This is a genomic window from Thermocatellispora tengchongensis (genome assembly GCF_014202315.1).
GTDB classification, from domain to species: Bacteria; Actinomycetota; Actinomycetes; order Streptosporangiales; family Streptosporangiaceae; genus Thermocatellispora; species Thermocatellispora tengchongensis.
Genome location: NZ_JACHGN010000003.1, coordinates 475,067 through 497,804, shown reverse-complemented (window position 1 = coordinate 497,804; position 22,738 = coordinate 475,067). Strand labels below are relative to the sequence as shown.

At 73.7% G+C, this 22,738-nt stretch carries 15 protein-coding genes; 9 read left to right on the top strand and 6 right to left on the bottom strand.

The features are described from left to right. The first annotated feature begins 117 nt into the window (after positions 1-117). From HNP84_RS08570 to HNP84_RS08530, 9 genes are all read left to right on the top strand, one after another. Positions 118-939, top strand: a complete 822-nt coding sequence (locus tag HNP84_RS08570) for a DUF418 domain-containing protein (RefSeq protein WP_281396057.1) — start codon at positions 118-120, stop codon at positions 937-939. 492 nt (positions 940-1,431) lie between these two features. Beyond that, a complete protein-coding gene (locus HNP84_RS08565; RefSeq protein WP_185048829.1) occupies positions 1,432-2,643 on the top strand; it encodes a hypothetical protein in 1,212 nt (403 codons plus the stop codon). Between the two features lie 1,480 nt (positions 2,644-4,123). Continuing rightward, the gene (locus HNP84_RS08560) at positions 4,124-5,419 is read left to right on the top strand and encodes an ABC transporter substrate-binding protein (RefSeq protein WP_246517921.1); all 1,296 of its coding nucleotides are present in this window, start codon (positions 4,124-4,126) and stop codon (positions 5,417-5,419) included. A 118-nt stretch (positions 5,420-5,537) separates the two neighbouring features. Further along, positions 5,538-6,518, top strand: coding sequence for a carbohydrate ABC transporter permease (locus HNP84_RS08555; RefSeq protein ID WP_185048827.1), 981 nt, complete (start codon positions 5,538-5,540; stop codon positions 6,516-6,518). After that, entirely contained in the window at positions 6,515-7,402 is an 888-nt protein-coding gene (locus tag HNP84_RS08550; RefSeq protein WP_185048826.1) for a carbohydrate ABC transporter permease, read from the top strand. The genes HNP84_RS08555 and HNP84_RS08550 overlap by 4 nt, the downstream gene beginning before the upstream one ends. Next, a complete protein-coding gene (locus tag HNP84_RS08545) occupies positions 7,399-8,832 on the top strand; it encodes a GH1 family beta-glucosidase (RefSeq protein ID WP_185048825.1) in 1,434 nt (477 codons plus the stop codon). Before HNP84_RS08550 ends, HNP84_RS08545 begins: the two co-directional genes overlap by 4 nt. Positions 8,833-8,886: 54 nt before the next feature. After that, positions 8,887-9,909 carry a LacI family DNA-binding transcriptional regulator gene (locus HNP84_RS08540; protein ID WP_185048824.1) on the top strand — a complete coding sequence of 341 codons (1,023 nt, stop codon included), beginning with the start codon at positions 8,887-8,889 and terminating at the stop codon, positions 9,907-9,909. Positions 9,910-10,582: 673 nt separating this feature from the next. Beyond that, positions 10,583-14,905, top strand: coding sequence for a non-ribosomal peptide synthetase (locus HNP84_RS08535; protein ID WP_185048823.1), 4,323 nt, complete (start codon positions 10,583-10,585; stop codon positions 14,903-14,905). Beyond that, positions 14,902-16,320, top strand: coding sequence for an MFS transporter (locus HNP84_RS08530; protein WP_221335986.1), 1,419 nt, complete (start codon positions 14,902-14,904; stop codon positions 16,318-16,320). The genes HNP84_RS08535 and HNP84_RS08530 overlap by 4 nt, the downstream gene beginning before the upstream one ends. Before the next feature lie 7 nt (positions 16,321-16,327). Here HNP84_RS08530 and HNP84_RS08525 read toward each other — a convergent pair whose 3' ends face one another. The 6 genes from HNP84_RS08525 to HNP84_RS08500 all read right to left on the bottom strand — a co-directional run bounded on the left by HNP84_RS08525 (position 16,328) and on the right by HNP84_RS08500 (position 22,738). Then, complete coding sequence (locus HNP84_RS08525; RefSeq protein WP_185048822.1) at positions 16,328-17,368, bottom strand: methyltransferase; 1,041 nt, start codon at positions 17,366-17,368, stop codon at positions 16,328-16,330. Between the two features lie 88 nt (positions 17,369-17,456). Continuing rightward, positions 17,457-18,083: a DUF6875 domain-containing protein gene (locus HNP84_RS08520; protein ID WP_221335985.1), complete on the bottom strand. Its 627-nt coding sequence runs from the start codon at positions 18,081-18,083 to the stop codon at positions 17,457-17,459. Next, positions 18,080-19,441: an FAD-dependent oxidoreductase gene (locus tag HNP84_RS55910; protein WP_312924144.1), complete on the bottom strand. Its 1,362-nt coding sequence runs from the start codon at positions 19,439-19,441 to the stop codon at positions 18,080-18,082. The genes HNP84_RS08520 and HNP84_RS55910 overlap by 4 nt, the downstream gene beginning before the upstream one ends. Then, positions 19,438-20,949, bottom strand: a complete 1,512-nt coding sequence (locus tag HNP84_RS08510; protein ID WP_185048820.1) for a condensation domain-containing protein — start codon at positions 20,947-20,949, stop codon at positions 19,438-19,440. Before HNP84_RS08510 ends, HNP84_RS55910 begins: the two co-directional genes overlap by 4 nt. After that, positions 20,946-21,197, bottom strand: a complete 252-nt coding sequence (locus HNP84_RS08505) for an acyl carrier protein (RefSeq protein ID WP_185048819.1) — start codon at positions 21,195-21,197, stop codon at positions 20,946-20,948. Before HNP84_RS08505 ends, HNP84_RS08510 begins: the two co-directional genes overlap by 4 nt. Beyond that, on the bottom strand, positions 21,191-22,738 hold the full coding sequence (locus tag HNP84_RS08500; protein ID WP_185048818.1) for a condensation domain-containing protein: 1,548 nt from the start codon (positions 22,736-22,738) through the stop codon (positions 21,191-21,193). The genes HNP84_RS08505 and HNP84_RS08500 overlap by 7 nt, the downstream gene beginning before the upstream one ends.

Below are 22,738 nucleotides of genomic sequence, written 5' to 3'. Positions count from 1 at the left end.
CAGGTCGATTGCCGCCGCCTTTACGATGGCGGCCACGCGGCACGGGAACGGGTCAATTCCAGCGGCATCGCGGGTTCCCGTGTCAATTCAAAGAATACCTCTGGAGGTTCGCCTTGAATGAACCACCCCATTCGAACTCCGGCGGGGCCCGCGACGCTTCGCGCCCGGCCCTCGCGAAGACGGTTGCCGGGCATCGACGTCGTACGGGCGCTGGCCGTCATCGGCATGATCTACGTTCACGTGGTTCCGGCCTCATGGCTGCCCGGCGGCACGGCCGAGTCGCGGCCCATGGCGCCGAGCCTGCTCGACGATGCTCTCAGGAGCCGTTCGATGAGCCTGTTCGTGCTCCTGGCGGGCGTCTCGTTCGCCGTCGGGCGGCTGGATCTGCACAGTCGGGCGGTGCGCCTGCGCATGCTGGTGACGGGCGTGCTCGTCGCCGCCGTCTCCTGGACCGTATCCTCGGTCGCGATGGTGGCGGGGGTGTCCGCGGTGCTGGATCGTTTCGACGCGGGGGCGCGGGCCACGCTGGAGGCCGGCGGGCATCTGGTGTTCCCCTGGGAGAGCCTGCTGGCGATGCCGCCGCGCATGACGTTCTCGCTCAGCGTCCCGACGCTGGTGCTGACGGCAGGGGTGGGGATCGCGCTGATCGGCGGCGTGGTGACGCTGATGGAGCGCCCCGTGTGGCGGCGTGCGTTGTGGCCTCTGGCCGCTACCGGCTCGCATGCGCTGACCTGGTACGCGGGGCATCTGCTTGCTTTGCGGGCGATCGACGACTCGCCGTACTCGTTCCTGCTCTTCGCGGTGTTCGTCGGGTTCGCGATGGTGTTCTCGGTCGTATGGCGGCACTGGATTCAACGCGGACCGCTGGAATGGCTGGTCCACCGCGTGGTCGTACTGGCCGTGCCGGGCCGCGGCACGAGTTGTCGTGAGGTGTCGTGAGGTGCCCCAGTCCACGTCCAGCAGGCCGATCGTCTCCGCGCCGCGCCGCTGCGCTTCATCCTCTCCCAGGGCCTCAAGGTAGCGCAGCGCGGGCTTGCCGCGGCAGCAGGGTGAGGGCGGCAAGGGCCTGGTGGCGGCGGGTGCGGCTGCGGGCGAAGACCGAAATGACGGCCAGGGTGAGTCGGCCCCGGCACAGCAGCCCGCCGGCGCCCGCCGCAGCCCGCCGCTCGATGCCGCCCTCCCACCGGGTCTCGCGTCATCGGGCCACCGTTCGCGGCAATTTTCCCTTTTGAAGCTTATGCCAGGTCAACTCTACTTTGCCGATAAGTCCGACTTATATGCTCCATGTTCTGAAATCAGCGTGATTCGCCCATTGTTTAGCCCTTCCGCGTCCGCGGCAAGATACCAGCGCACGGGGCCAGTCCATGTCCCCATTTTCGGGAGAATCTCATGCGTTCATATACTCTGCTTGCCTATGGCCTGGGAGGCGTAATGGCGGCAGCCGCTTTGGCGGCGACACCGACGGCGGCACACGCCGAGACCACGACGTTCGTACCCTGCACCGGAGCCAACGGCGGGGCCCAGGGCCTGCGCCGGGCGATCGAGACCGCGCAGGGCCCCCAGGGAGCGGGATCGGGCATCATCGAACTGGCCGCGGGTTGCGCCTACGTCTTCGATACGCCCTCCCCGGCAGGAGGAAACCGGGCGCTGACCATCACCGGCAGGATCCTCATCTCCGGTAAGGGCTCCATCATCACCCGTAGGGCCGACGCGCCCCGGTTCGGTATCTTCAGCGTGCGCCAGAACGCCTCTCTGACCCTGGTGGGGGTGACCGTCAGCGGAGGATCGCCGCGCAGTGGTCCCGACGGCGCGGGCGGGGGCATCGCCAACGCCGGCACGCTCATCCTGAAGTACAGCGAGGTCACCGGCAACCGGGCAGACTCCGGAGGCGGCATCAGCGCCGAGAGTGGATCGCTGACCCAGCTCTACAGCAGCATCGTCAAGGGCAACCGATCCACTCCGGCGAGCCGCGTCGTGGGCGTCGGGGGCGGCGGCATCGGCTCCGTGGGCGGGACCGTGAGCGTCGTCGGCAGTCTGATCGCCGACAACACGACCACGGCTGACGGCGGTGGTATCAGCAACCTGGGCGGCACCGTCGTACTGATCCACAGCACCGTCGCCGGCAACCGGGCCGCCAACGGTGGCGGCGTCACCAATGCCAGCGGGACCCTGCAGACGAGGAAAACCAAGATCGTCCACAATGTCGCCACGCGCGACGGTGGCGGCCTGGCCAACCTCATCTTCCCGACCGGCGGTCCCTCGGACGCGGAGCTGCGCGACAGCCTGGTCGCCGGTAACAACGCCGACAGGGGCGGTGGCATCTGGAACGAGAGCTCGGTCAACCTCGTCAACACCCGTGTCGTGGACAACGAGCCGGACAACTGCGCGGGCACCAGCCCGGTGCCCGGATGTCCGGGTGACTTCACGGCTTCGGCGAACGCGGCTCAGCTGAACGCGGCCGAGGCGGGCACGGTCGGAGCGGGCACGGTCGGAGCGGGCACGGCCACATCCGGTACGGCAGCCGACGCGACGGGTACACGGCTTGTGAGCCGTCGCCCGGACCGGCTCGGCTCGTCCCGGCCCGTGCGGGACGGTTCTTCGCGTTCGCCGCAGCGGCAGGACCTGCTGAGGGGTGCGCGCTGACGGCAGCACAGGCGAGGGGCCGGAACGTCCGGTCCCTCGCTTCCAGCCGAAGATGTGGCCCACCACGCGTCTGGCCGCCTTGCCGTCGTCCCGGGGAGCCAAGGTGGCTGTGAAGGCGTCGTAGCGGTCGGCGTCTTCACCTCGTCCATCGCGCGGACGACCTCCAGGACCTCGGGCTCGTGGACACGACGGGGCCGGGGGGCCTCTGGCTCACCAGCCGCCTGCACGCCGGCCCCGCCGCCTACGGGCTCGTGCTCACCGCCATGGGCGCCGGCAGCCTCGCCGGGAACCTCCTGTCGTCGGCGCGGTGGCTCGCGCGCCTGCTTGGAGCGGAAGACGACGATCTTGCGGGACCAGGTGGACCGGTACTCCGACGCCGAGCTCCGCTTCCTCCTCGATTTCCTCCGGGACGGCCGTGCCCACGCGGAGGAGGAGACCTCCAGCCTCCGCCTCGCGGGCCGTCCCCATGGCACCAGGAACCGCCGGGCTCAGGGATGACCCTCGCCTGTGCCGGCGCGGTGGCGGCCCTCACCCTCGCCCCCAGGCCGCCGAGGACGCCCGCCAGGCCGCCGAGCATCTCCGCCCGTACAACGCCACCAGCATCGTCCGACCATGCCACACGGCCACTGGCCGTGACGCTGGACCCCGGCGAGACGGATCCAAACCGGCTGTGCGGCTCCGTGCTGAACGCCGGTGCGGGCGCCTGGCCCGGCCGGTGCCGGCATACCTGCTGTTCCGGGGAAGGGCTGGGGGTGCCACTCACGCAGTACCCGTCCATCCCCACAGCGTGCCTGGCGCTGATGGCGCGCACCAACGCCGAGGTGGCCGCCCTGGCCGGGCAGCGCCAGGGCGACCTGACGCCACCGGCCCCCTCGGCGCGGACGCTCTCGCACCACGAGCGCGGCCGCGACCGGACCAGGACCGGGTCCTCCCGCCACGGGCGCGGTCCGCCCGTGACACCTCCACGGCGCGGACGCTCTCGCACCACGAGCAGGGCCGCGGCCGGACCAGGACCGGGTCCCCCCGCCGCGGCGCGGTGCGCGTCACCATCGTGCCGGTGGCGGGGCACGGGGCCGGTGGTGGGAGGGGTGGGGAGGGTGGGTTCGGGGCGGACGATCTGCGGTGTGGAACGTGCCCGACCGAGGGAATTGTCGGGATTTGTTGGGAGCGCTCCCAGCGTGATGTATGGGGCGTTCGTACTGGTCCAGGGCCTTTGTCCTGCCCAGTCTTCCCCGGAGTAACAGTTAGGTTTCGGCATATTGACGGCGGCGTTGCCCATCGGCCAATCTTCGTGGGAGCGCTCCCAAGCATCGGGGTTCCACGTGAAGATGCTGCATCGCGGGCCGTGACTGTCGGGGACCGGCGGGCGATGCCACCTCCCACTGATTCGGTGACCACCTGAGAGGGGTCCGGAATGATGATCAACAAGCGGCGGGGCAGGCTTGCCGCGGCTGCCGTGGTTATGGCGACCACACTCGGCATGACGGCGGCCTGCGGAGGCGGCGGTGAGGAGACGGCGGGCGGCGGGTCGTCCTCCGCGCCGGCCGAGAAGATCACGCTTACCCTGCAGACGTTCGGCGGCGGGACCAACTTCGGCTACAAGGCCGCGGTGGAGAAGTGGAACGCCGAGCACCCGAACATCCAGGTGAAGTACAACAACCTGACTCCGGACTTCGAGAACACCTACTGGCCGCAGATGCTCAACTGGCTGCAGGCCGGCAAGGGCGCGGGTGACGTCATCGGCATCGACGAGGGCGGCATGGGCCTGGCCAAGGCCCGGCCGCAGTTCTTCACCGACCTCAGCCAGTACGGTCTGCTGAACCGGCAGAACGACTTCCCGGCCTGGAAGTGGGAGAACGGCATCAACGCCGAGGGCAAGCTGTTCGCCCTGGGCACCGACGTCGGCGGCATGAGCGTGTGCTACCGCAAGGACCTGTTCGAGAAGGCCGGTCTGCCGACCGACCGCGAGGAGGTCGCCAAGCTCTGGCCGACCTGGGACGACTTCATCGCCACCGGGCAGAAGTTCCAGGAGAAGGTCACGGACGTCAAGTTCGTGGACGGCCTGAACACCTGGTTCAACGTGGTGCTGTCGCAGGAGGCCGCCAAGAACGGCAACATCTCCTACTACACCAAGGACAACCAGCTCGCGGTCGAGACCAACCCGGCCGTTAAGGCGGCCTTCGACTTCGCCGTGAAGGTGAAGCAGGCCGGGATCTCCGCCAAGCTCCGCAACTTCCAGGACCCGTGGCTGGCCGGCATGCGCAAGGGCGCCTTCGCCACGGTCGGCTGCCCGGGCTGGATGCTCGGCGTCGTGCAGGGCACCGTGACCGAGGACGGCAAGAACGCCGACGCGGGCAAGGGGCAGTGGGACGTCGCCACGGTCCCGGGCGGCAGCGGCAACTGGGGCGGTTCCTGGCTGGCGGTGCCCAAGCAGACCAAGCACCCCAAGGAGGCCGCGGAGCTGCTCAACTACCTGACCAGCCCTGAGGCGCAGCTCATGGCCTTCAAGGAGGGCGGCAACCTGCCCAGCACCATCCCGGCGCAGGACAGCCCCGAGCTGCAGAACGCGGTCAACGAGTGGTTCAGCAACGCGCCGATCGGCAAGATCTTCGGCCCGTCCGTGAAGTCGCTGCCGCCGATCTACCTCGGTGAGAAGCACTCGCAGACCAAGGCCGAGGTCGAGAACGTGATCCTGGGCATGGACGACGGCTCGATCCCGGTGGACCAGGCCTGGCAGCGTTTCATCAGCGAGGCCAAGAAGGTCGCGGAGGGCTGACCCTCCCGCCACCGGCCCGCCGCCGCAGCGCGGCGGGCCGGTGGCCAACTCGCCGAGCGGTCCGGCGCGCGCCACGGGCGACGGCCGGCCGCTCTGATCGCCGAAAGGTAAGCCTTCGATGAGCCTCAACGTCGACACGGGCCGCGTGCGCCGGGCTCCAACGCCCCCACGCGGCTCGCGACACGCCGGGAGGAAACCTCCGGGCAGCGGGCTGCTCGCCCGGTTCGACCTCCGGGTGACCCCCTACGTTCTGATCTCTCCGTACTTCCTGCTCTTCGCCGTCTTCGGGTTCTTCCCGCTGGCCTTCACGCTGTGGACCTCGTTCCAGAAGTACGAGCTGGCGGGCGAGGCGCGGTTCACCGGCCTGGACAACTACGTCAAGCTCATGGGCGACGCGGACTTCTGGAACGCGGTCGTCAACACGGTGGGCATCTTCATCCTGTCCACGATCCCCCAGCTCATCCTGGCCCTGCTGCTCGCCAACGCGCTGAACAAGCGCATCCGGGGCCGGTTGTTCTTCCGCCTGGGGGTGCTGATCCCCCTGGTGACCTCGGTCGTCGCGGTGGCGGTGGTGTTCACCCAGCTCTACGGCCGCGACTACGGGATGATCAACTGGGTGCTGGGCTTCTTCGGGGTGGACAACATCGCCTGGCAGAACGAGAAGTGGTCCTCCTGGCTCGCCATCGCGACGATGGTGGACTGGCGCTGGACCGGCTACAACGCGATCATCTACCTGGCCGCGATGCAGACCATTCCCAAGGACCTGTACGAGGCGGCGTCCATCGACGGCGCGACCCCGCGCCGCCAGTTCTGGCAGATCACCGTGCCGATGCTGCGCCCGGTGATCATCTTCACCGTCTTCGTCTCCACCATCGGCGGCCTGACCCTGTTCGCCGAGCCTGTGCTGTTCAACAACGGCACGATGAGCGGCGGCAGCACCGGCCAGTTCCAGACGGTGGCGATGTACATCGTCGAGAAGGGCTTCCGCCAGTTCGAGTACGGCTACGCGGCCACGGTCGCGTGGATGCTGTTCGTGCTGATCCTCATCGGCGTCCTGCTCAACTACTCGCTCGTACGGCGCATTGGGGGCGGCCGATGACCACGATCGCACACGCCGGACGGCAGCGCAGGGCGCACGCGCGCCCGTCCAGGAGGGACCCGTTCGCGGCGACGCCGCTGACCAAGGCCGCGCTGCTGTTCACCATCTTCCTGTCGGTCTTCCCGCTGTACTGGATGGTGGTCATCGCCTCGCGGACCACCGCGCAGGCCGTGGACGTGCCGCCACCGCTGCTTCCGGGCGGCAACCTGGGCGAGAACATCGCCCGGGTGTTCGCCACCGAGGACGCGCACTTCGTCACCGGCATGACGAACTCCCTCATCGTCAGCTCCACCGTGACGCTGTCGGTCGTCGCCATCTCGACGCTGGCCGGCTTCGCGTTCGCGCGGCTGCGCTTCCGCGGGCGCAAGCTGCTGCTCGGCTCGATCCTGCTGACGATGATGGTGCCGATCCAGCAGATGGGCATCGTGCCGCTGTACCAGCTCATGGTGAACCTGGAGTGGACCGGCACGCTGCAGGCGGTGATCCTGCCGTTCCTGCTCAACGGCTTCGGCGTGTTCCTCATGACGCAGTACACCGAGCAGGCGGTGCCGATGGAGCTGGTGGAGGCGGCCCGCGTGGACGGCGCCTCGACCATGCGCATCTACTGGAACGTCGTGCTCCCGGCGGTGCGGCCGGGGATGGCGGTGCTGGCGCTGCAGACGTTCATGCTGAACTGGAACGAGTTCATGTGGCCGCTGATCGTGCTCACCCCGGACAACCCGACGGTGCAGACCTCGATCGCGTTCCTCACCGGCCAGCACACCACGGACTACGCGCTGATCTTCACCGGAACGGCCCTGTCCGTCCTTCCCCTGCTCGTCGTCTTCATCGTGTTCGGCCGGCAGATCGTCGGCGGTCTCATGGAAGGTGCAGTCAAGGCGTGACCACGCAACAGACTCAGACCCAGACCCCGGATCTCACGTTCCCGGCCGGGTTCGTCTGGGGCGCGGCCACCTCGGCCTACCAGATCGAGGGCGCGATCTCCGCCGACGGGCGGGGGCGCTCGATCTGGGACGAGTTCGTGGCCCGGCCCGGACGGGTGCTCAACGGGGACAACGCCGAGGTCGCCATCGACCACTACCACCGCTACCGGGACGACGTGAAGCTGATGGCCGAGCTCGGCCTGACGGCGTACCGGTTCTCGCTGTCCTGGCCGCGGATCCAGCCCGACGGCTCCGGCGCGATCAACTCCGCGGGCCTGGACTTCTACAAGCGCCTGGTGGACGAGCTGCTCGCGCACGGCATCGAGCCGTGGGTGACGCTCTACCACTGGGACCTGCCGCTCGCGCTGGAGCAGGCGGGCGGGTGGCCGGCACGCGACACGTCGAAGCGCTTCGGCGACTACGCGGCGATCGTGCACGGCGCGCTGTGCGACAGGGTGACCAACTGGAGCACGGTCAACGAGCCGTGGTGCGCGGCGTTCCTGGGGTACGCCTCGGGCGAGCACGCCCCCGGGCGGCGCGAGCCGGCGCAGGCCGTACGCGCCGCGCACCACCTCAACCTGGCCCACGGCCTGGCCGCGCGGGCGATGCGGGAGCAGTCGGCGAGCAGCGCGATCGGCGGGTGCGTGAACCTGTACGCGATCTCGCCGCAGACCGACTCGGAGGCCGACCTGGACGCGGCCCGGCGCATCGACGGGCTGCAGAACCGCTTCTTCCTGGACGCGCTGCTCAAGGGCCGCTACCCGCAGGACGTGCTGGAGGACCTGGCGAAGGTCACCGACACCTCGGCGTTCATCCTGGACGGCGACCTGGAGACGATCAACGCCCCGCTGGACATGCTGCTGGTGAACTACTACAGCAGGTTCACGGTCTCGGGCACACCGGGCGGCGCCGCCTCGGCCGCCGCGGCGCCCACCGACAGCGGCTCGCCCTGGGTCGGCAGCGAGCACGTCTCGTTCGTCAACGGCGGGCGGCCGGTGACCGCGATGGGCTGGGAGATCGACGACGCCGGGCTGCTGGAGATCCTGACCTGGGTGGCGCGGGAGTACCCGGCCGTCCCGATGGTGATCTCCGAGAACGGCGCCGCGTTCGAGGACGTGCTGACGCCCGAGGACTCGGTGCACGACGCCGAGCGGCAGGCGTACATCGACGCCCACCTGCGGATCTGCCATCAGGCCATCGCCCAGGGGGTGCCGCTGCGCGGCTACTTCGCCTGGTCGCTGATGGACAACTTCGAGTGGGCGTGGGGCTACGGCAAGCGGTTCGGGCTGATCTACGTCGATTACGAGACCCAGCGGAGAATTCCCAAAGACAGCGCTCTCTGGTATGCCGAGACCATCAGGCGCGGTGGACTGCGCCCTCCGGCAGAATAGGTGCCAGGCGCGGCTCCTTGAGCGCGCGCCGCAGACGATTGGGGAGCGAGGTCAATGAACGGGGACCGGCGCGCGGCGGTGGCGCGTCCGACGCTGGAGGCCGTCGCCGCGCGCGCCGGCGTCGGGCGCGGCACGGTGTCACGGGTCATCAACGGCTCGCCCAAGGTGAGCGAGAGGGCCCGTGACGCCGTCCTCCAGGCGATCGACGAGCTGGGGTACGTCCCCAACCGGGCGGCGCGCACACTGGTGACGCGCCGCACCGACACCATCGCCCTGGTGGTGTCGGAGACCCAGCAGCGCCTGTTCGACGAGCCGTTCTTCGCCGGGATCATCCGGGGCATCGGCTCGGCGCTGGCCGAGACCGGGCTCCAGCTCATACTGGCCATGGCCCAGTCGCCGGAGGAGCACGGGCGGCTGGAGCAGTACCTCACCGGGCAGCACGTCGATGGCGTGCTGCTCATCTCGCTGCACGGCGCCGATCCGCTGCCGGGGCGGCTGGAGGCGATGGGCGTGCCGACGGTGCTCGGCGGCCGTCCGGTCGGGCTCGACCCCTACAGCTACGTCGACATGGACAACAGGACCGGCGCCAGGCAGGCGGTGAAGTACCTGCTGGGCAAGGGCCGGCGCCGGATCGCCACGATCGCCGGCCCGCAGGACATGTTCGCCGGTGTCGATCGCCTGGCCGGCTACCGCGACGCGCTGCTGGCCACCGGCCTGCCCGAGATCGTGGCGTTCGGCGACTTCTCCGAGGAGAGCGGCATGCGCGCGATGCGCGAGCTGCTGGCGAGCCACCCCGACATCGACGCGGTGTTCACCGCCTCCGACCCGATGGCGCTGGGCGCCATGCGGGTGCTGCGCGAGGAGGGGCGGGCGATCCCCGATGACGTGGCGGTGATCGGGTTCGACGACTCCTCGGCGGGGGCGCACTCCTCGCCGGCGCTGACCACGGTGCACCAGCCGGTGGAGGCGATGGGCCGGCAGATGGCGCAGCTCCTGGTGGCCCGGATCAACGGCGAGGCGCTCAAGCAGCCGGTCGTGATCCTGGACACCCATCTGGTGACCCGGGCGTCGGCATGAGGGCGGCCCGATCGCGTCCTTGACGGCCCCCGCGGCCGGGGTTAGCGTTGGGAGCGCTCCCACTCGTGGTGAACCGCTCCCACACGCGGACGAAGCCACACGTACCGCCTCGTCCGCGCACGCCCTCTCGCGACCGGGTTGAAGGAGCAGGCACATGCCGAGTGAGGTGCGACCGGAGACCGTGCCATCGAGCCACGACCAACCGGGGCCGGACGCCGTCCCAGAACCGGCCACGGGCGACATCCCAGAACCGGCGACGGGCAACGGCCCGGAACCGGCCACGGGCGAGGGCCCGGAACGCCACGGCGAACCAGGCGCGGGCGACGGCCCGGCGCGTCAGGGTGCGCCGGGATCGGGTGAGGTCCCGGCACAGCGCGGCGAGTCGCGGCCGGGCGATGCGGGCTCCGGGCACGGGAAGCCGGGCGATGACGGCTCCGGGAGCGGGAAGCCAGGCGATGCCGGCTCCGGACACAAGAAGCCAGGCGATGGCGGCACCGAGCGCGGGAAGCCAGGCGATGGCGGCACCGAGCGCGGGAAGCCAGGCGATGGCGGCACCGAGCGCGGGAAGCCAGGCGATGCCAGCTCCGGGCGCGGGAGGCCGGGCGATGGCGGCTCGGGGCGTGGGAGGCGGCCGGGTGGGCGGGCGATTCCGCCTCGCGATCCGGCGCGCGAGGTGCCGCTGACGCCGGCGCAGCAGCGGCTGTGGTTCCTGGAGCACGCGGGGCACGGCGGCGCGACGTACCTGTTGTGGCAGGGCATACGCGTCTCCGGGCCGATCGACATCGGCGCCCTGCGCGGGTCGCTGGCCGCGCTGGTGCGCCGGCACGAGGCGTTGCGCACCTCGATCGAGGAGGTGGACGGCCGGCTCCGGCAGGTGGTGCACGACCTGACCGGCGAGGGCCTGCTCCAGGTCGAGGACCTGAGCCCGGCGAGCGCGGACGGGGGCGGGCTCGCCGAGGCCGAGGCCGCAGCGCGGCGGCGTACGGCCGAGATCGTGACCGCGCCGTTCGACCTCGGCCGCGCGCCGCTGCTGCGGGTGGCGCTGCTCCGCCTGGCCGAGGAGGAGCACGTCCTGCTCGTGGTCATGCACCACATCGTCTCCGACGGGGCCACGATCGGGCTGGTGGCGGACGAGCTGCTGGCGGGCTACCGCGCGGCCGTGACCGGCGAGCCGGTCCCGGAGCCCGCGACGCCCGCGGCGCAGTTCCCCGACTACGCGGCCTGGCTGGCCGGCCGCGATCCGGAGTGGCTGCGCGCCGGGCGGGAGCACTGGCGCGAGCACCTGCGCGACGCGCCCCCGCTGCTGCCGCTGCCCGCCGACCGTCCGCGCCGCGCCCCCGTCCAGGGGGAGCCGCCGGGGCCCGCCGGGCGGTGCTCGGCCCGGGTGCCCGCCGGCGTGGCCGCCGGGCTGCGCGAGCTGATGCGGCGCGAGAAGTGCACGGCGTACGTGGTGTTCCAGGCCGCCTTCGCGGCGGTGCTGGCGCGGGTGTGCGACGTGGAGGATCTGGTCATCGGCACGCCCGCGGCGAACCGCGACATGCCCGCCCTGGTCCGCTCGGCCGGCATGTACGCCAACACCCTGGCGATGCGCGCCGACCTGCGCGGCGACCCCACGCTCACCGAGCTGCTGCGCCGCACCCGCGCCGCGTTCCTGGCCGGGCTGCGGCACCAGGGGTTCCCATTCGACCAGGTGGTGGAGCTGGCGGGCGCGCCCAGAGACCCGGCCCGCAACCCGGTCTTCCAGGTCATGCTGGTGCTGCGGCCCGCGACCCGGTTCGAGCACGGCGTGCCGGGCTGGAGCGTGTGCGAGTGGCAGACCCCGCCGCCGGCCGCCCGGTTCGACCTCACCCTGCAGGTCGTGCTCGGCGAGGACATCGAGCTGGACCTGGACTACTCCACCGCGCTGTTCGAGCCGCGCTCGGCCGCGCGGCTGCGCGACCACGTGCTGCGCGTGCTCGCCACCATGGCCGAGCGGCCGGAGACGCGCGTGTGGGACATCGAGCTGGCGCGCCCCCGTACGCCCGCCGCCGTCCCGGAGCAGGACGGCGAGCCGCCCCGGGTGCACGAGCTGATCGCGCGGCGCGCGGCGGAGAACCCCGACGCGCCGGCCGTGTTCGGCGGCGACGGGCGCGAGCTGAGCTACGGCGAGCTGGAGCGGCGCGCCGGGGAGATCGCCGCCGAGCTGGTGGAGGCCGGCGTGGGCCCCGGGGAGGTCGTCGGCGTGATCCGGCCCCCGGGACCGGATGCGGTGGCCGCGATCCTCGGCGTGCTCAAGGCGGGCGGCGCGTACCTGCCGCTCGACCCGGCCCACCCGCCGGCCCGGCTGCGGCAGATCCTGCGCGCCGCGGGCGCGTGCGCGGTGCTGGCCGACGACTCCGGCGCGTACGTCGTGGATCGCGAGCGGTCCGCGCCCCGCACCACGGGCGCCGGCCTGGCCTACGTGATCTACACCTCGGGCTCGACCGGGCGGCCGAAGGGGGTCATGGTCGGCCATGAGACGCTGTCCCGGCTGACCGCGTCGTTCGTGGCCGCGCACGGGTTCGGCCCCGGGCAGCGGGTGCTGGCGCTGCCGCCGCTGACCTTCGACGCGTCCGTGGGCGACCTGTTCCCGGTGCTGACCTCGGGCGCGGCGCTGGTGTTCCACACCGAGCCCGCCCTGATCGACGGCAAGGAGCTGATCCGGTTCTGCGCCGCCCGCGGCGTGACGGCGGTGGACGCGGCGGCCCCGCTGTGGCGGCAGTGGGTGGAGGACCTGGCCGGCATGGACGGCCCGGGTGACCCGGAGCAGCTCGCCGTCGTCCCTTCGGACTGGCCGGTGCGGCTGATGATGGTCGGGGGCGAGCGGGTGCCGGTGGCGGCCGTGCGGGCGTGGGCGCGGGCCACCGGGGGCCGGGTCCGGCTGGTGAACCACTACGGGCCGACCGAGGCCACCGTGTGCGCCACGACGTACGAGACGGTGAACGGGGCCGGGCTCGGGGACGCGGCGTACCTGCCGATCGGCCGCCCGCTGCCGCACGTGCGCGCGTACGTGCGCGACCGCCGGGGCCGACTCGCCCCCGACGGCACGCCGGGCGAGCTGTGCCTGGGCGGCGACTGCCTGGCCCTGGGCTACCTCGGCGACCCGGTGCTCACGGGCGAGCGGTTCGTGGCCGACCCGTTCTCCGGGATTCCGGGCGCGCGCATGTACCGCACCGGCGACCTGGCGCGGTGGCGGCCCGACGGAAACCTGGAGTTCCTGGGCCGGATCGACCGGCAGGTGAAGATCCACGGCCATCTGGTCGAACCGGCCGAGGTCGAGGCGGCCCTGGCGGCGCTGCCGCAGGCGGGCGAGGCGGCGGTCACGGCCGTGCCGGGGCCCGACGGGCACCTGCGGCTGGTCGCGTACGTCACCGGCGGCGACCCGGCCGAGCTGCGCCGGCTGCTGCGCGAGCGGCTGCCCGGCTACCTGGTGCCCTCGGCCTTCGTCCGGCTGGACCGGCTGCCGCGCACCCGGCACGGCAAGACCGACTACGCCGCCCTGCCCGAGGCCGCGCCCGCCGGGCCGGGCGAGGCGGGGTTCGAGCCGCCGCGCGGCCCGGTCGAGACGGCGCTCGCCCGGATCTGGGGCGACCTGCTGGGCGTGGCGCGGGTGGGCCGGCGCGACTCGTTCTTCGCGCTCGGCGGGCACTCGCTGCGGATCGCCGAGCTGTCCGCCCGGGTGGGCGCGGAGCTGGGCGTGCGCCCGTCGCCGCGCGAGCTGTTCGAGGCCGCCGACCTGGCCGAGCTGGCCGAGCTGGTGGAGGCCCGCCGCGCCGGGCGGGCCCCGGAGGTGGAGGAGCCGCCCGACCTGCTCGCCGAGGCGACCCTGCCCGACGACGTGGTGGCCGGGCCGCGGGCCCCCGCCCGGCCCCGGCCGTGGACGTTCCTGCTCACCGGCGCCACCGGGTTCCTCGGCGCGCACCTCGTGGCCGAGCTGCTCGGCCGCACGGCCGGGAACCTGGTCTGCCTGGTGCGGGCCGGCTCGCCCGAGCACGCGCTGCGGCGGGTGCGCGAGAACCTGGCCGCGTACGGGCTGGGGTGGGTGGCCGGCGACCCGCGGCTGTCGGCGCTGCCGGGCGATCTGGCCGCGCCGCGCCTCGGGCTGGACGCCGGCGACTTCGCCGGCCTGGCCCGGCGGATCGACGCGATCTGCCACAACGGCGGCCTGGTGGACTTCGCCCGCCCGTACGCGCTGCTGCGCCCGGCGAACGTCTCCGGCACCGTGGAGGTGCTGCGGCTGGCCGCGCTCGGCGGCGGGGTGCCGGTGCACCTGGTCTCGACCCTGGGCGTGTACCTCGGCGAGGCGTTCCTGGAGCGTACGGTCACCGAGTCCGACCCGCCCGACGACCCGCGCGGGCTGGCGGGCGGCTACAACCAGAGCAAGTGGGTCGCCGACCGGCTGGCCAGGCTCGCCCGCGCGCGCGGCGTGCCGGTGACCGTGCACCGCCCGGCCAGGATCGGCGGCGACGCCCGTACCGGGATCGGCGCGCCCGGCGACTACTTCAGCCGCCTGCTCATCACCTGCGCCCAGCTCGGCATGGTGCCCGCGCTGGCGCATAAGGAGGACGTCTCGCCGGTCAACCAGGTGGCGGCCGGGATCGCCGAGGCCCTGGCGTCGGGGCATCCGCCGGATCACGACCTGCACTACTTCAACCCGGCGACCGTCGGCTACCAGCGGATCGCGGCGCTGCTCACCGAGCGCGGCCATCCCGCCGAGACCGTGCCGTGGTCCCGCTGGCGGGCCGCGGTCCTGGAGCGGCTGGCCTCGGGGCGTCCGGTCGCGATGGAGCCGTTCGCCCCCGGCCTGCCGGAGGAGGAGCCGCGCTTCGCCCGCCCGGAGTTCGACTGCGCGCGCAGCGCCGGCTGGCTGGCCGGCGCGGGCGTGGCCCACGCCCCCGACGGCGTGTGGCTGATCGGCCGCTACCTGGACTCCTTCGCCGCCGCCGGCCTGCTGCCGCCCCGGACGGTGCGGCCGTGACCGGGCCCGGGGCAGGAGACGGGACAGGGGCGGCGGGCGGGACCGGGACGGGCGACGGGACCGTGGCCGGGGACGGGGCGTCCGCCCGGCGGGACCTGGTGCGCTTCGGCGGGGTGTGGGCGGCCTCGCTGGTGTCCTCGGTGGGGTCGAGCGTCACCTCCTTCGTGCTGGGCGTGTGGGTGTTCCAGACGACCGGGTCGGCGACGCTGTTCGCGTTCGCGATGCTCAGCGCGATGCTGCCGGGCGTGGTCGCCGGGCCGTTCGCCGGGGTGGTGATCGACCGGTTCGACCGGCGCCGGGTGATGCTGCTCACCGACGGCCTGGCGGCGGCGTCCACCGCCGCGCTCGCGGCGCTGCTGCACTTCGACGCCCTCCAGGTGTGGCACGTGTACGCCGGCGCGACGGTGAGCGCCGCGTGCGGGGTGTTCCACCTCACGGCGTACCAGGCGATGACGCCGCTGCTGATCCCGAAGCGGCACCTGGGCCGGGCCAACGGGCTGATGCAGGGGGCCATGGCGATCCAGATCGCCGCGCCGCTGGCCGCCGCCGCCCTGCTCGGCGCGGTCGGCATGACCGGGGTCCTGGTGCTGGACCTGTGCTCGTTCGCGGTCGCCATGGGCACGCTGCTGCTGGTCAGCCTGCCCGCCTCGGTGCTGCGGCCCGCGGAGCGCTCCGAGCGGGTCTCGCTGGGGGCCGACCTGGCGTACGGGCTGGGGTTCCTGCGCGCCCGCCGCCCGCTGCTGGCGCTGGTGCTCACGCTCACCGCGTACAACTTCCTGTTCGGGGTCGCGGGGGTGCTGGTGCAGCCGCTGATCCTGTCCTTCTCCTCGGCGGCCACGCTGGGCGTGCTGATGTTCGCGGGCGGGGCGGGCCTGTTCGCGGGCGGCCTGGCGATGGGCGCGTGGGGCGGGCCGAGGCGGCGGGTGCCGGGCGTCGCGCTGTTCATGGCGCTGGGCGGGGTGGCCCTGGTCCTGCACGCGCCGTGGCGGTCGCCGGCCGTGGTCGGGGTGGCCGCGGCGGCGTTCCTGTTCACGCTGCCCGTGGTGCAGGGGACCGTGACGACGGTGCTGCAGGGCAAGGTGGAGCCCGCGGCGCTGGGCCGGGTCATGGGCACGGCGCACACGCTGGGGCAGGTGGCGATGCCGGCGGCGTACCTGCTGGCCGCGCCGCTGGCCGAGAGCGTGCTCGGGCCCGCGCTGCGGCCCGGCGAGGCGCTCGCGGGCTCGCTGGGGGCGCTGGTCGGGGTGGGCGAGGAGCGCGGCTTGGCGGCGGTGATGCTGGCGGACGGGCTGCTGCTGGTCCTGCTGGGCGCGGTCGTGCTGCTGGTCCCGGCGCTGCGGCGGCTGGAGCGCGAGGTGCCCGACGCGGCGCCGTCCGGGGACGGCGCGCCCGCGGCGGAGCCGGCCCGCCCCTGAGGGCGGGCTACCCGGCGCGGTCGGCGGCGAGCAGGACGTGGGTGGCCGAGCGGGTGAGGTCGTACCGCGCCGGGGCGGCGCAGCCCGCCCCGGCCAGCCACTCGCACAGCAGCTCCACCGGGTGCAGCCGCCCGCCCTGGGTGTGCACCAGGTTCAGCTCGAAGCCGCGGGTGAACGCGGTGTCGCGCACGCCGCCGCACGGGTCGGCGCGGGTCTCCAGGACCAGCAGCCTGCCGCCGGGGCGCAGCGCCCGCGCCGCCCGCTCCACCACCGCGCGGGCGACCGTGGCGGGGAAGCCGTGCAGCACGTTGAACAGCAGCACCGCGTCCTGGCCGCCCGGCGGCTCGTCGATGCGCAGGTCGCCCGGCAGGAACGCGACCCGGCCCGCGAGCCCTTCGGCCGCCGCCGCGGCGCGGCCGGGGCCGAGGGCGGCGGGCAGGTCCAGGACCGTGGCGGCCAGACCGGGGTGGCGGCGGCAGTACGCGATGCTGTACGCCGCGTGCCCGCCGCCGAGGTCCAGCAGCCGGGCCGCGCCCTCGGGGGGCCCGGCGAGGGCCACCACCTCCTCGCCCAGCCACACGGCCAGGTCGCGCTGCATCCGCTGGAACCGGGCGAGCAGCGCGGGCCGGGCCTCCAGCCAGGTGTAGAAGTCGCGCCGGGGACCGCCGTCGCGCACGGTGTCCTCCAGGTTCCGCCACAGCTCGCCGAGCGCCTCGTGCCAGAAGTCCAGCACCGCGCCGTACCCGGACTCCGGCCCGCTCAGCCACTCCCCCGCCGGGGTGCGCGCGTACCCGCCGGGCCCCTCCGCGACGTAGCCGCCCGACTCCAGGGCCCGCAGCAGCACCCCGAGGGCGAAGGGGTCGGCCCCCAGCTCGCGGGCCAGCTCCCCGGGCTCGCGCGGCCCGTCTTCGAGCGCGCGGAACAGGCCCAGCCGCAGCCCGGCCACCGCGGCGCGGAACACCATGGCGTGGACCAGGTCGAGGTGGGCGCCGGGGGCGCGGCCCGCGCGCAGGTCGGCGGCCTCGTCGGGGGGCAGGTCGAGGGGCACGTCGCGGCCTTCCGCTCAGGTGGCGTCGTCGAACTCAGGTGGGGTTGTCGAACTCAGGTGCGTTCGAGCTCAGGTGATGTCGTCGAACTCAGGTGGCGTTCTCAATGGCGGCGCGCACCGCGCCGTCCAGGTGGGCGGGCACGTCGTGCCCGAACCGGTCCAGGTACGCCCGCACCTGCGCGCGGTCCTCGCGCAGGAACGGGAAGTCGGTGGCGACCATGTGCCTGATCACCAGCATCGCGACCGGGCTGGCCAGCGGGCGCAGGTCGGGGTTCCACAGGCCCGGCTTGTCCGGCGGCCCCTGGTGGAACTCGCCGATCATCAGCCCGTCGGCGACGTAGGCCGGCTTCAGCAGCGCCTGCGCGGCGTCGATGACCGGCAGGTCCTCCTCCAGCGCGTCGGGGAACAGCACCATGATCGTGGCGTGCATGGAGCGGGTGTCGCCGGGCGGGGCCAGCCGGATGAACCACTCCCGGTACGGCCGCAGCGCCTCGGCCACCTCGCCCGGGTCGGCCGGGCGGCCGGGGCGCACCGCGAGGTAGGCCAGGCCCCGGTCCAGCGACGCCTGCGTGTACGGGCACACCGGGCCGCGCCGGCCCAGCTCGGCCAGCGGGCGGCACAGGTAGTCGTCCATCCACTCGCGCACGGCGCGCAGCGCGTCCACGTCGCGCGTCTCCAGCAGCGTCAGGTCGCGGTGGTCGGGGTGGCGGATCAACGGGTCCTCCTCGCCCGCCGGGCCGCCCACGTCCCGCCCAGCGCGGCGCCCGCGGCCAGGGCGGCCGTGGCGGCGCCGAGCAGCGCGTCCTGCCTGCGGGCGCGGCGCAGCGCCTCGCCGTACGGCATGGTGGTGTGCGAGATCATCGTGTACAACGGCTTCCACCCCCGTGGGAAGACCCGGTTGAGCACCAGGTCGGCGCGGGCGCGCAGCATCCGCGCCGGTGAGCGCAGGCCGTCGCGCAGCTCCAGGAAGTTGCGTGCCGACAGCTCGGCCAGCACGTCGGTGTGGGGGCGGCGCAGCCCCTCGTACGCGCGCAGCGCCGCGCCCATGTCGCCGGGATGCGCGGCCAGGCACTCATCGAGCACCACGCAGTCCTCGAAGGAGGCGTTCATGCCCTGGCCGTAGAACGGGTAGACGGCGTGGCAGGCGTCGCCCACCAGCACCACCCGGCCGGCGGCGGACCAGGGTGAGGTCCGCACGCTGACCAGGCTGCCGACGGGGTTGGCCTCGTACTCCCCGGCGAGATCCGGGATCAGCTCCCGGGCGCCGGGGAAGCGGGCGTCGAAGAACCGCTCGGCGTCGGCGCCGGAGCGGATCTCGGCGAAGCTCCCCTCGCCCTCGTGGGGCAGGAACAGCGTGCCGGTCAGCGAGTCGTCGGTGTTGGGGTGGGCGACGATCAGCGCCCGGTGCGCCGGCCAGACGTGCAGCGCCTCGATCGGGGTGCGGGGGCCGCCGCCGGGCGCGGGCGGGATGGTCAGCTCCTTGTAGCCCCACTCCAGGCACTCCTGGCGCAGCTCGGCCGGCCTGCCGCGGTGCATCAGGCGGCGCACGGCGGAGAACGCGCCGTCGGCCCCGACGACGAGGTCCGCGGTCACCTGCCGGGTCTCGCCGGTGACCTCGCCGGTCAGCGTCAGCGTGCCGGTCTCGGGGTCCAGGTCGCGGCAGCGCAGCCCGAAGCGGAAGCGCACCCCGGCGCGGGTCTCGGCGGCCTCGACCAGCGTCGCGTTGAGCACGTCGCGGCGCACCGAGTGCAGGATCTCGTGCTCGGCGGTGCCGTACGGCTGGAAGGCGGTCCCGCCGCCGGGGGCGTGGATGAACCGCCCGCGCATGGGCACGGTGTGCGGCCACAGCTCGCCGAGCAGCCCGGCACGGCGCAGCGCCCGGATGCCGCGCGCCGACAGGCCGAGGTTGATCGAGCGGCCCTCGGCGTCCTGCTTGCCGCCCGCGCGGGGGTCGTCCCGGCGCTCGAAGACCTCCACCCGGAAGCCGCGCCGGGCCAGGAACAGCGCGAGCAGCGACCCGGACAGCCCCGCGCCCACGATCGCGGCGGTCGCGCCCCCGCCCGGCCCGGTCACGCGCCCTCCTCCAGGATCTCGGCGGCGGCGCCGACGAGCAGGTTCTCGGCCTGGCGCAGCATCGACTCCGCCGCCTCGCGCCGCAGGTACGCCGTGTCGGTGAGCAGGTGCAGCTCACCGGTGTGGGTGGCCGTGCCGACGGTGAAGAACGCCTTGAACCGCACCCCCGGCCAGGCTCCGGACACGCGGGTCCGGGTCTTGCCCGCCAGCACGGCCAGCTCGGCCGCGGTCGCGACGGCCGGCCGGTTGGGCCAGCCGCCGATCGCCCGCCTGTCGTTGAAGAACGCGTCGAGGTCCGGCTCCCGGCCGCGCAGCAGGCCGATCTCCGCGCGCATCGCGTCCATGGCCGCCGGGTCGTAGTGGGCGTTGCGGTAGGCCACCAGCGCCCGGCGGTGGGCCGCGCGGCAGATGCCGGCCAGCCCGGCAGGGGTGAGGCCGGGCTGAGTAGGGCCGGAATGGGTGAGGCCGGGCTGAGTGAGGCCGGGCTGAGTGAGGCCGGAATGGGTGAGGCCGGGCTGAGTGAGGCCGGGCTGGGTGAGGCCGGGCTGAGTAAGGCCGGTCTCGGGCAGGTCGAGCAGGAACAGCCCGTCCTGGCCCGCGGTGCCGACCATGCGGCTGATCCGGGGATCGCGCCGGTTGGCGGTCACGAGCTGCATCACCGCGCGGGAGCGCCCGGCGACCCCGGCGAGCACGGTCGCGCAGGCGCCGAGCAGCACGCTGGTGGTGCTGATCGTCCACCGGGCGGCCAGCAGCTCGGCCGCCACGGCCAGCGCCGGCGACTCCATGACGACCTCCACGAACCGCGGGTCGTCCGGCTCGCCGGGCGGGAAGTCGAACACGTCGAGCGGCACGTCGCGCAGCGCCGAGCGCCAGTACTCCACGGCGCGGGCGCAGCGCGCGGCGCACACGTACCCGGCCTCGAAGGCCGCCTGGTCCATCGGCTGCCAGGCGGGCGGCGGCAGGCTCTCGCCCGCGAGCAGGGACCGCCACTCGGCCGCGAGCAGGTCCAGGGCCCAGGCGTCGGCGGCCAGGTGGGAGAAGGCGAAGGCCAGCGCCATCGGCCTGCCGCCGCGGGTGACGACGGCGCAGCGCAGCGGCGGCTCCTCGGCGTGGGCGAAGGGCGTTCGGGCCAGCTCGCCCGCGATGCGCGCGGCGAGGTCCCTGGGCCGCTCGCCCTCGGCCGCGGCGTGCTCGGCGTCCACCACGGTCACGGGCAGCTCGCCGTGCCTGGCCACGCGCTGCACCGCCCCGGCGGGGGTGTCGGCGAACGTGGTGCGCAGGCTCTCGTGGCGCTCCAGCAGCACGCGCAGCGCGTCCAGCACGGTGGCGAGGTCGCGCCTGCCGTGCACCGGCAGGACCCAGGGCCGGTTCAGGAAGCACTCCCCCGCGCCCATCAGCCGGATCGCCCGCCAGATCTGCGCCTGGCCCCAGGTGAGCGAGGACTCCCCGCCGCGCGCCCCGGCGAACGCGACGGTGACGGGCGCGCGTACGGCGCCGGCGGCGGTCATCGCGGTGACCTCGTCAGGCGCCCGGCGACGTGCGCGGTGAGCCCGTCCAGGCTCTCCAGCGCCTCCGGGTCGGCGTCGATGTCCACCTCCACCCCCAGCTCCGTCTCGATCGCGTCGATCAGGCGCAGGGCGGCCAGGGAGGTGAGGCCGAGCGCGGTCAGCGAGCCGCCGTCGGCCAGGATCTCGGCGGCGGAGATCTCGCCGTCGCCGGCCTCGGAGATCATCCGCGCCAGGCGCTCCCTCAGCATCGGTCCTCCTCCGCGTCGCCGCCGAGCAGCGCGGCTATCTCGGCCGCGACGCCCGTCGGCGTCGGGTCGTCGATGAACACCTCGAACGGCACCTCCACCCCCATCCGGTCGCGCACCCGGCCGATGATCTCGGTGATGGTCAGCGAGTGGCCGCCGAGGTCGAACAGGTCGTCGCCCGGCTCGACGGCGTCGAGCGCCATCACCTCGCGCCAGATGGCGCAGACCTCGCCGATGAGCCCCGCGTCCGCCCCCTCGGCGTACGCGGGGAGTCCGGTGTCCGCGCGGGGCGCCTGGGCCGCGGCGGCGACGCGGGTGGGCAGCGGCAGGTCCTCCAGCGCCGCGCCCGGGTGCTCGCCCGCGGCCAGCAGCAGCCCGCACAGGTCCTCGCCGATCCGCGCGCAGTCGTCGCGGGACAGCAGCTCGGGGTTGAACAGCAGCCGCGCCGCCGGGCCGCCGGGGCCGTCCACGACCTGGAGGTGCAGGGTGTTGCGCACCGCGCCGTTGGCCATCATCCACTCCACCCTGGTCTCCAGCCCGGCGAAGACGGGGCCGGGCGCGGTGCGCTGGCGGTAGCTGAAGGACACCGGGGCGAGCGCGCTGCGCGGGGAGATCCCGCCCAGGGCGCGGGCGATGGGCACCTCGCGGTAGGCGTACATGGCGCGCAGCTCGCCGCGCACCCAGCGGGCGAACTCCGCGAACGTCCCCCGGGGCTCGGTGGCGACGGGCAGCTCGTTGACGAACGGGCCGATCAGGTCGCGGCTCGCCCTGGTGCGGGTGGACAGGTCCACCGCGACCACCGGGCGCTCGTTGCCGTACGCGCGCAGCAGCACGTGCAGGGTCGTGAGCAGCAGCTCGAACCGGGTGACCTTCAGCCGCTTGGCGGTGTCGGCCAGGCCGTCGCCGAGCACGAGGTCCACGGCCTCGGCGGGGCCGGGCCGCACCGAGGGGCGCACCAGGCCGGGCAGCGCCAGCTCGCCGGTCTCGCGCCAGCGGGGGCGCCAGAACCGGGCCGCGCCCGCCATCTTGGCCTCGATCCGGGCGCGCTCCTCGGCCGCCGCCTCGGCGTACGCGCGCAAGGGGACGGGCGTGGACCGGCCGTTGTAGGCGGCGGCGAGGTCGCGCAGCAGGATGTCCTTGGACGCGCCGTCGAAGACGGCGTGGTGCACGACCACGAGCAGCACGTGCCGGCCGGGGCCGAGCCGCACCAGCGTGAACCTGGCCAGCGGCCCCCTGGCCAGGTCGAAGCCGCGCCGGATCTCCCGCTCCAGCCAGCCGCCCTCCGACTCGGCGACGGCGATGGGCGAGACGCCCGCGCCGGGCGCCAGGCGCAGCTCGCCGCCGCGTTCCACCAGCACCGCGCCGAGGAGGGGGTGCCGGCGGGCCATCGCGGCGCAGTCGGCCAGCAGGTGCTCCACGTCCAGCGGCCCGTCCAGCCACACCGCGAGCGGCATGTGGTGTACGAGCCCCCCCGCGCCCACCCGCTCGGTGAGCCACATGCCGTGCTGGGCGGGCGAGGCGGGTCCCAGATCGCCGCGGATCAT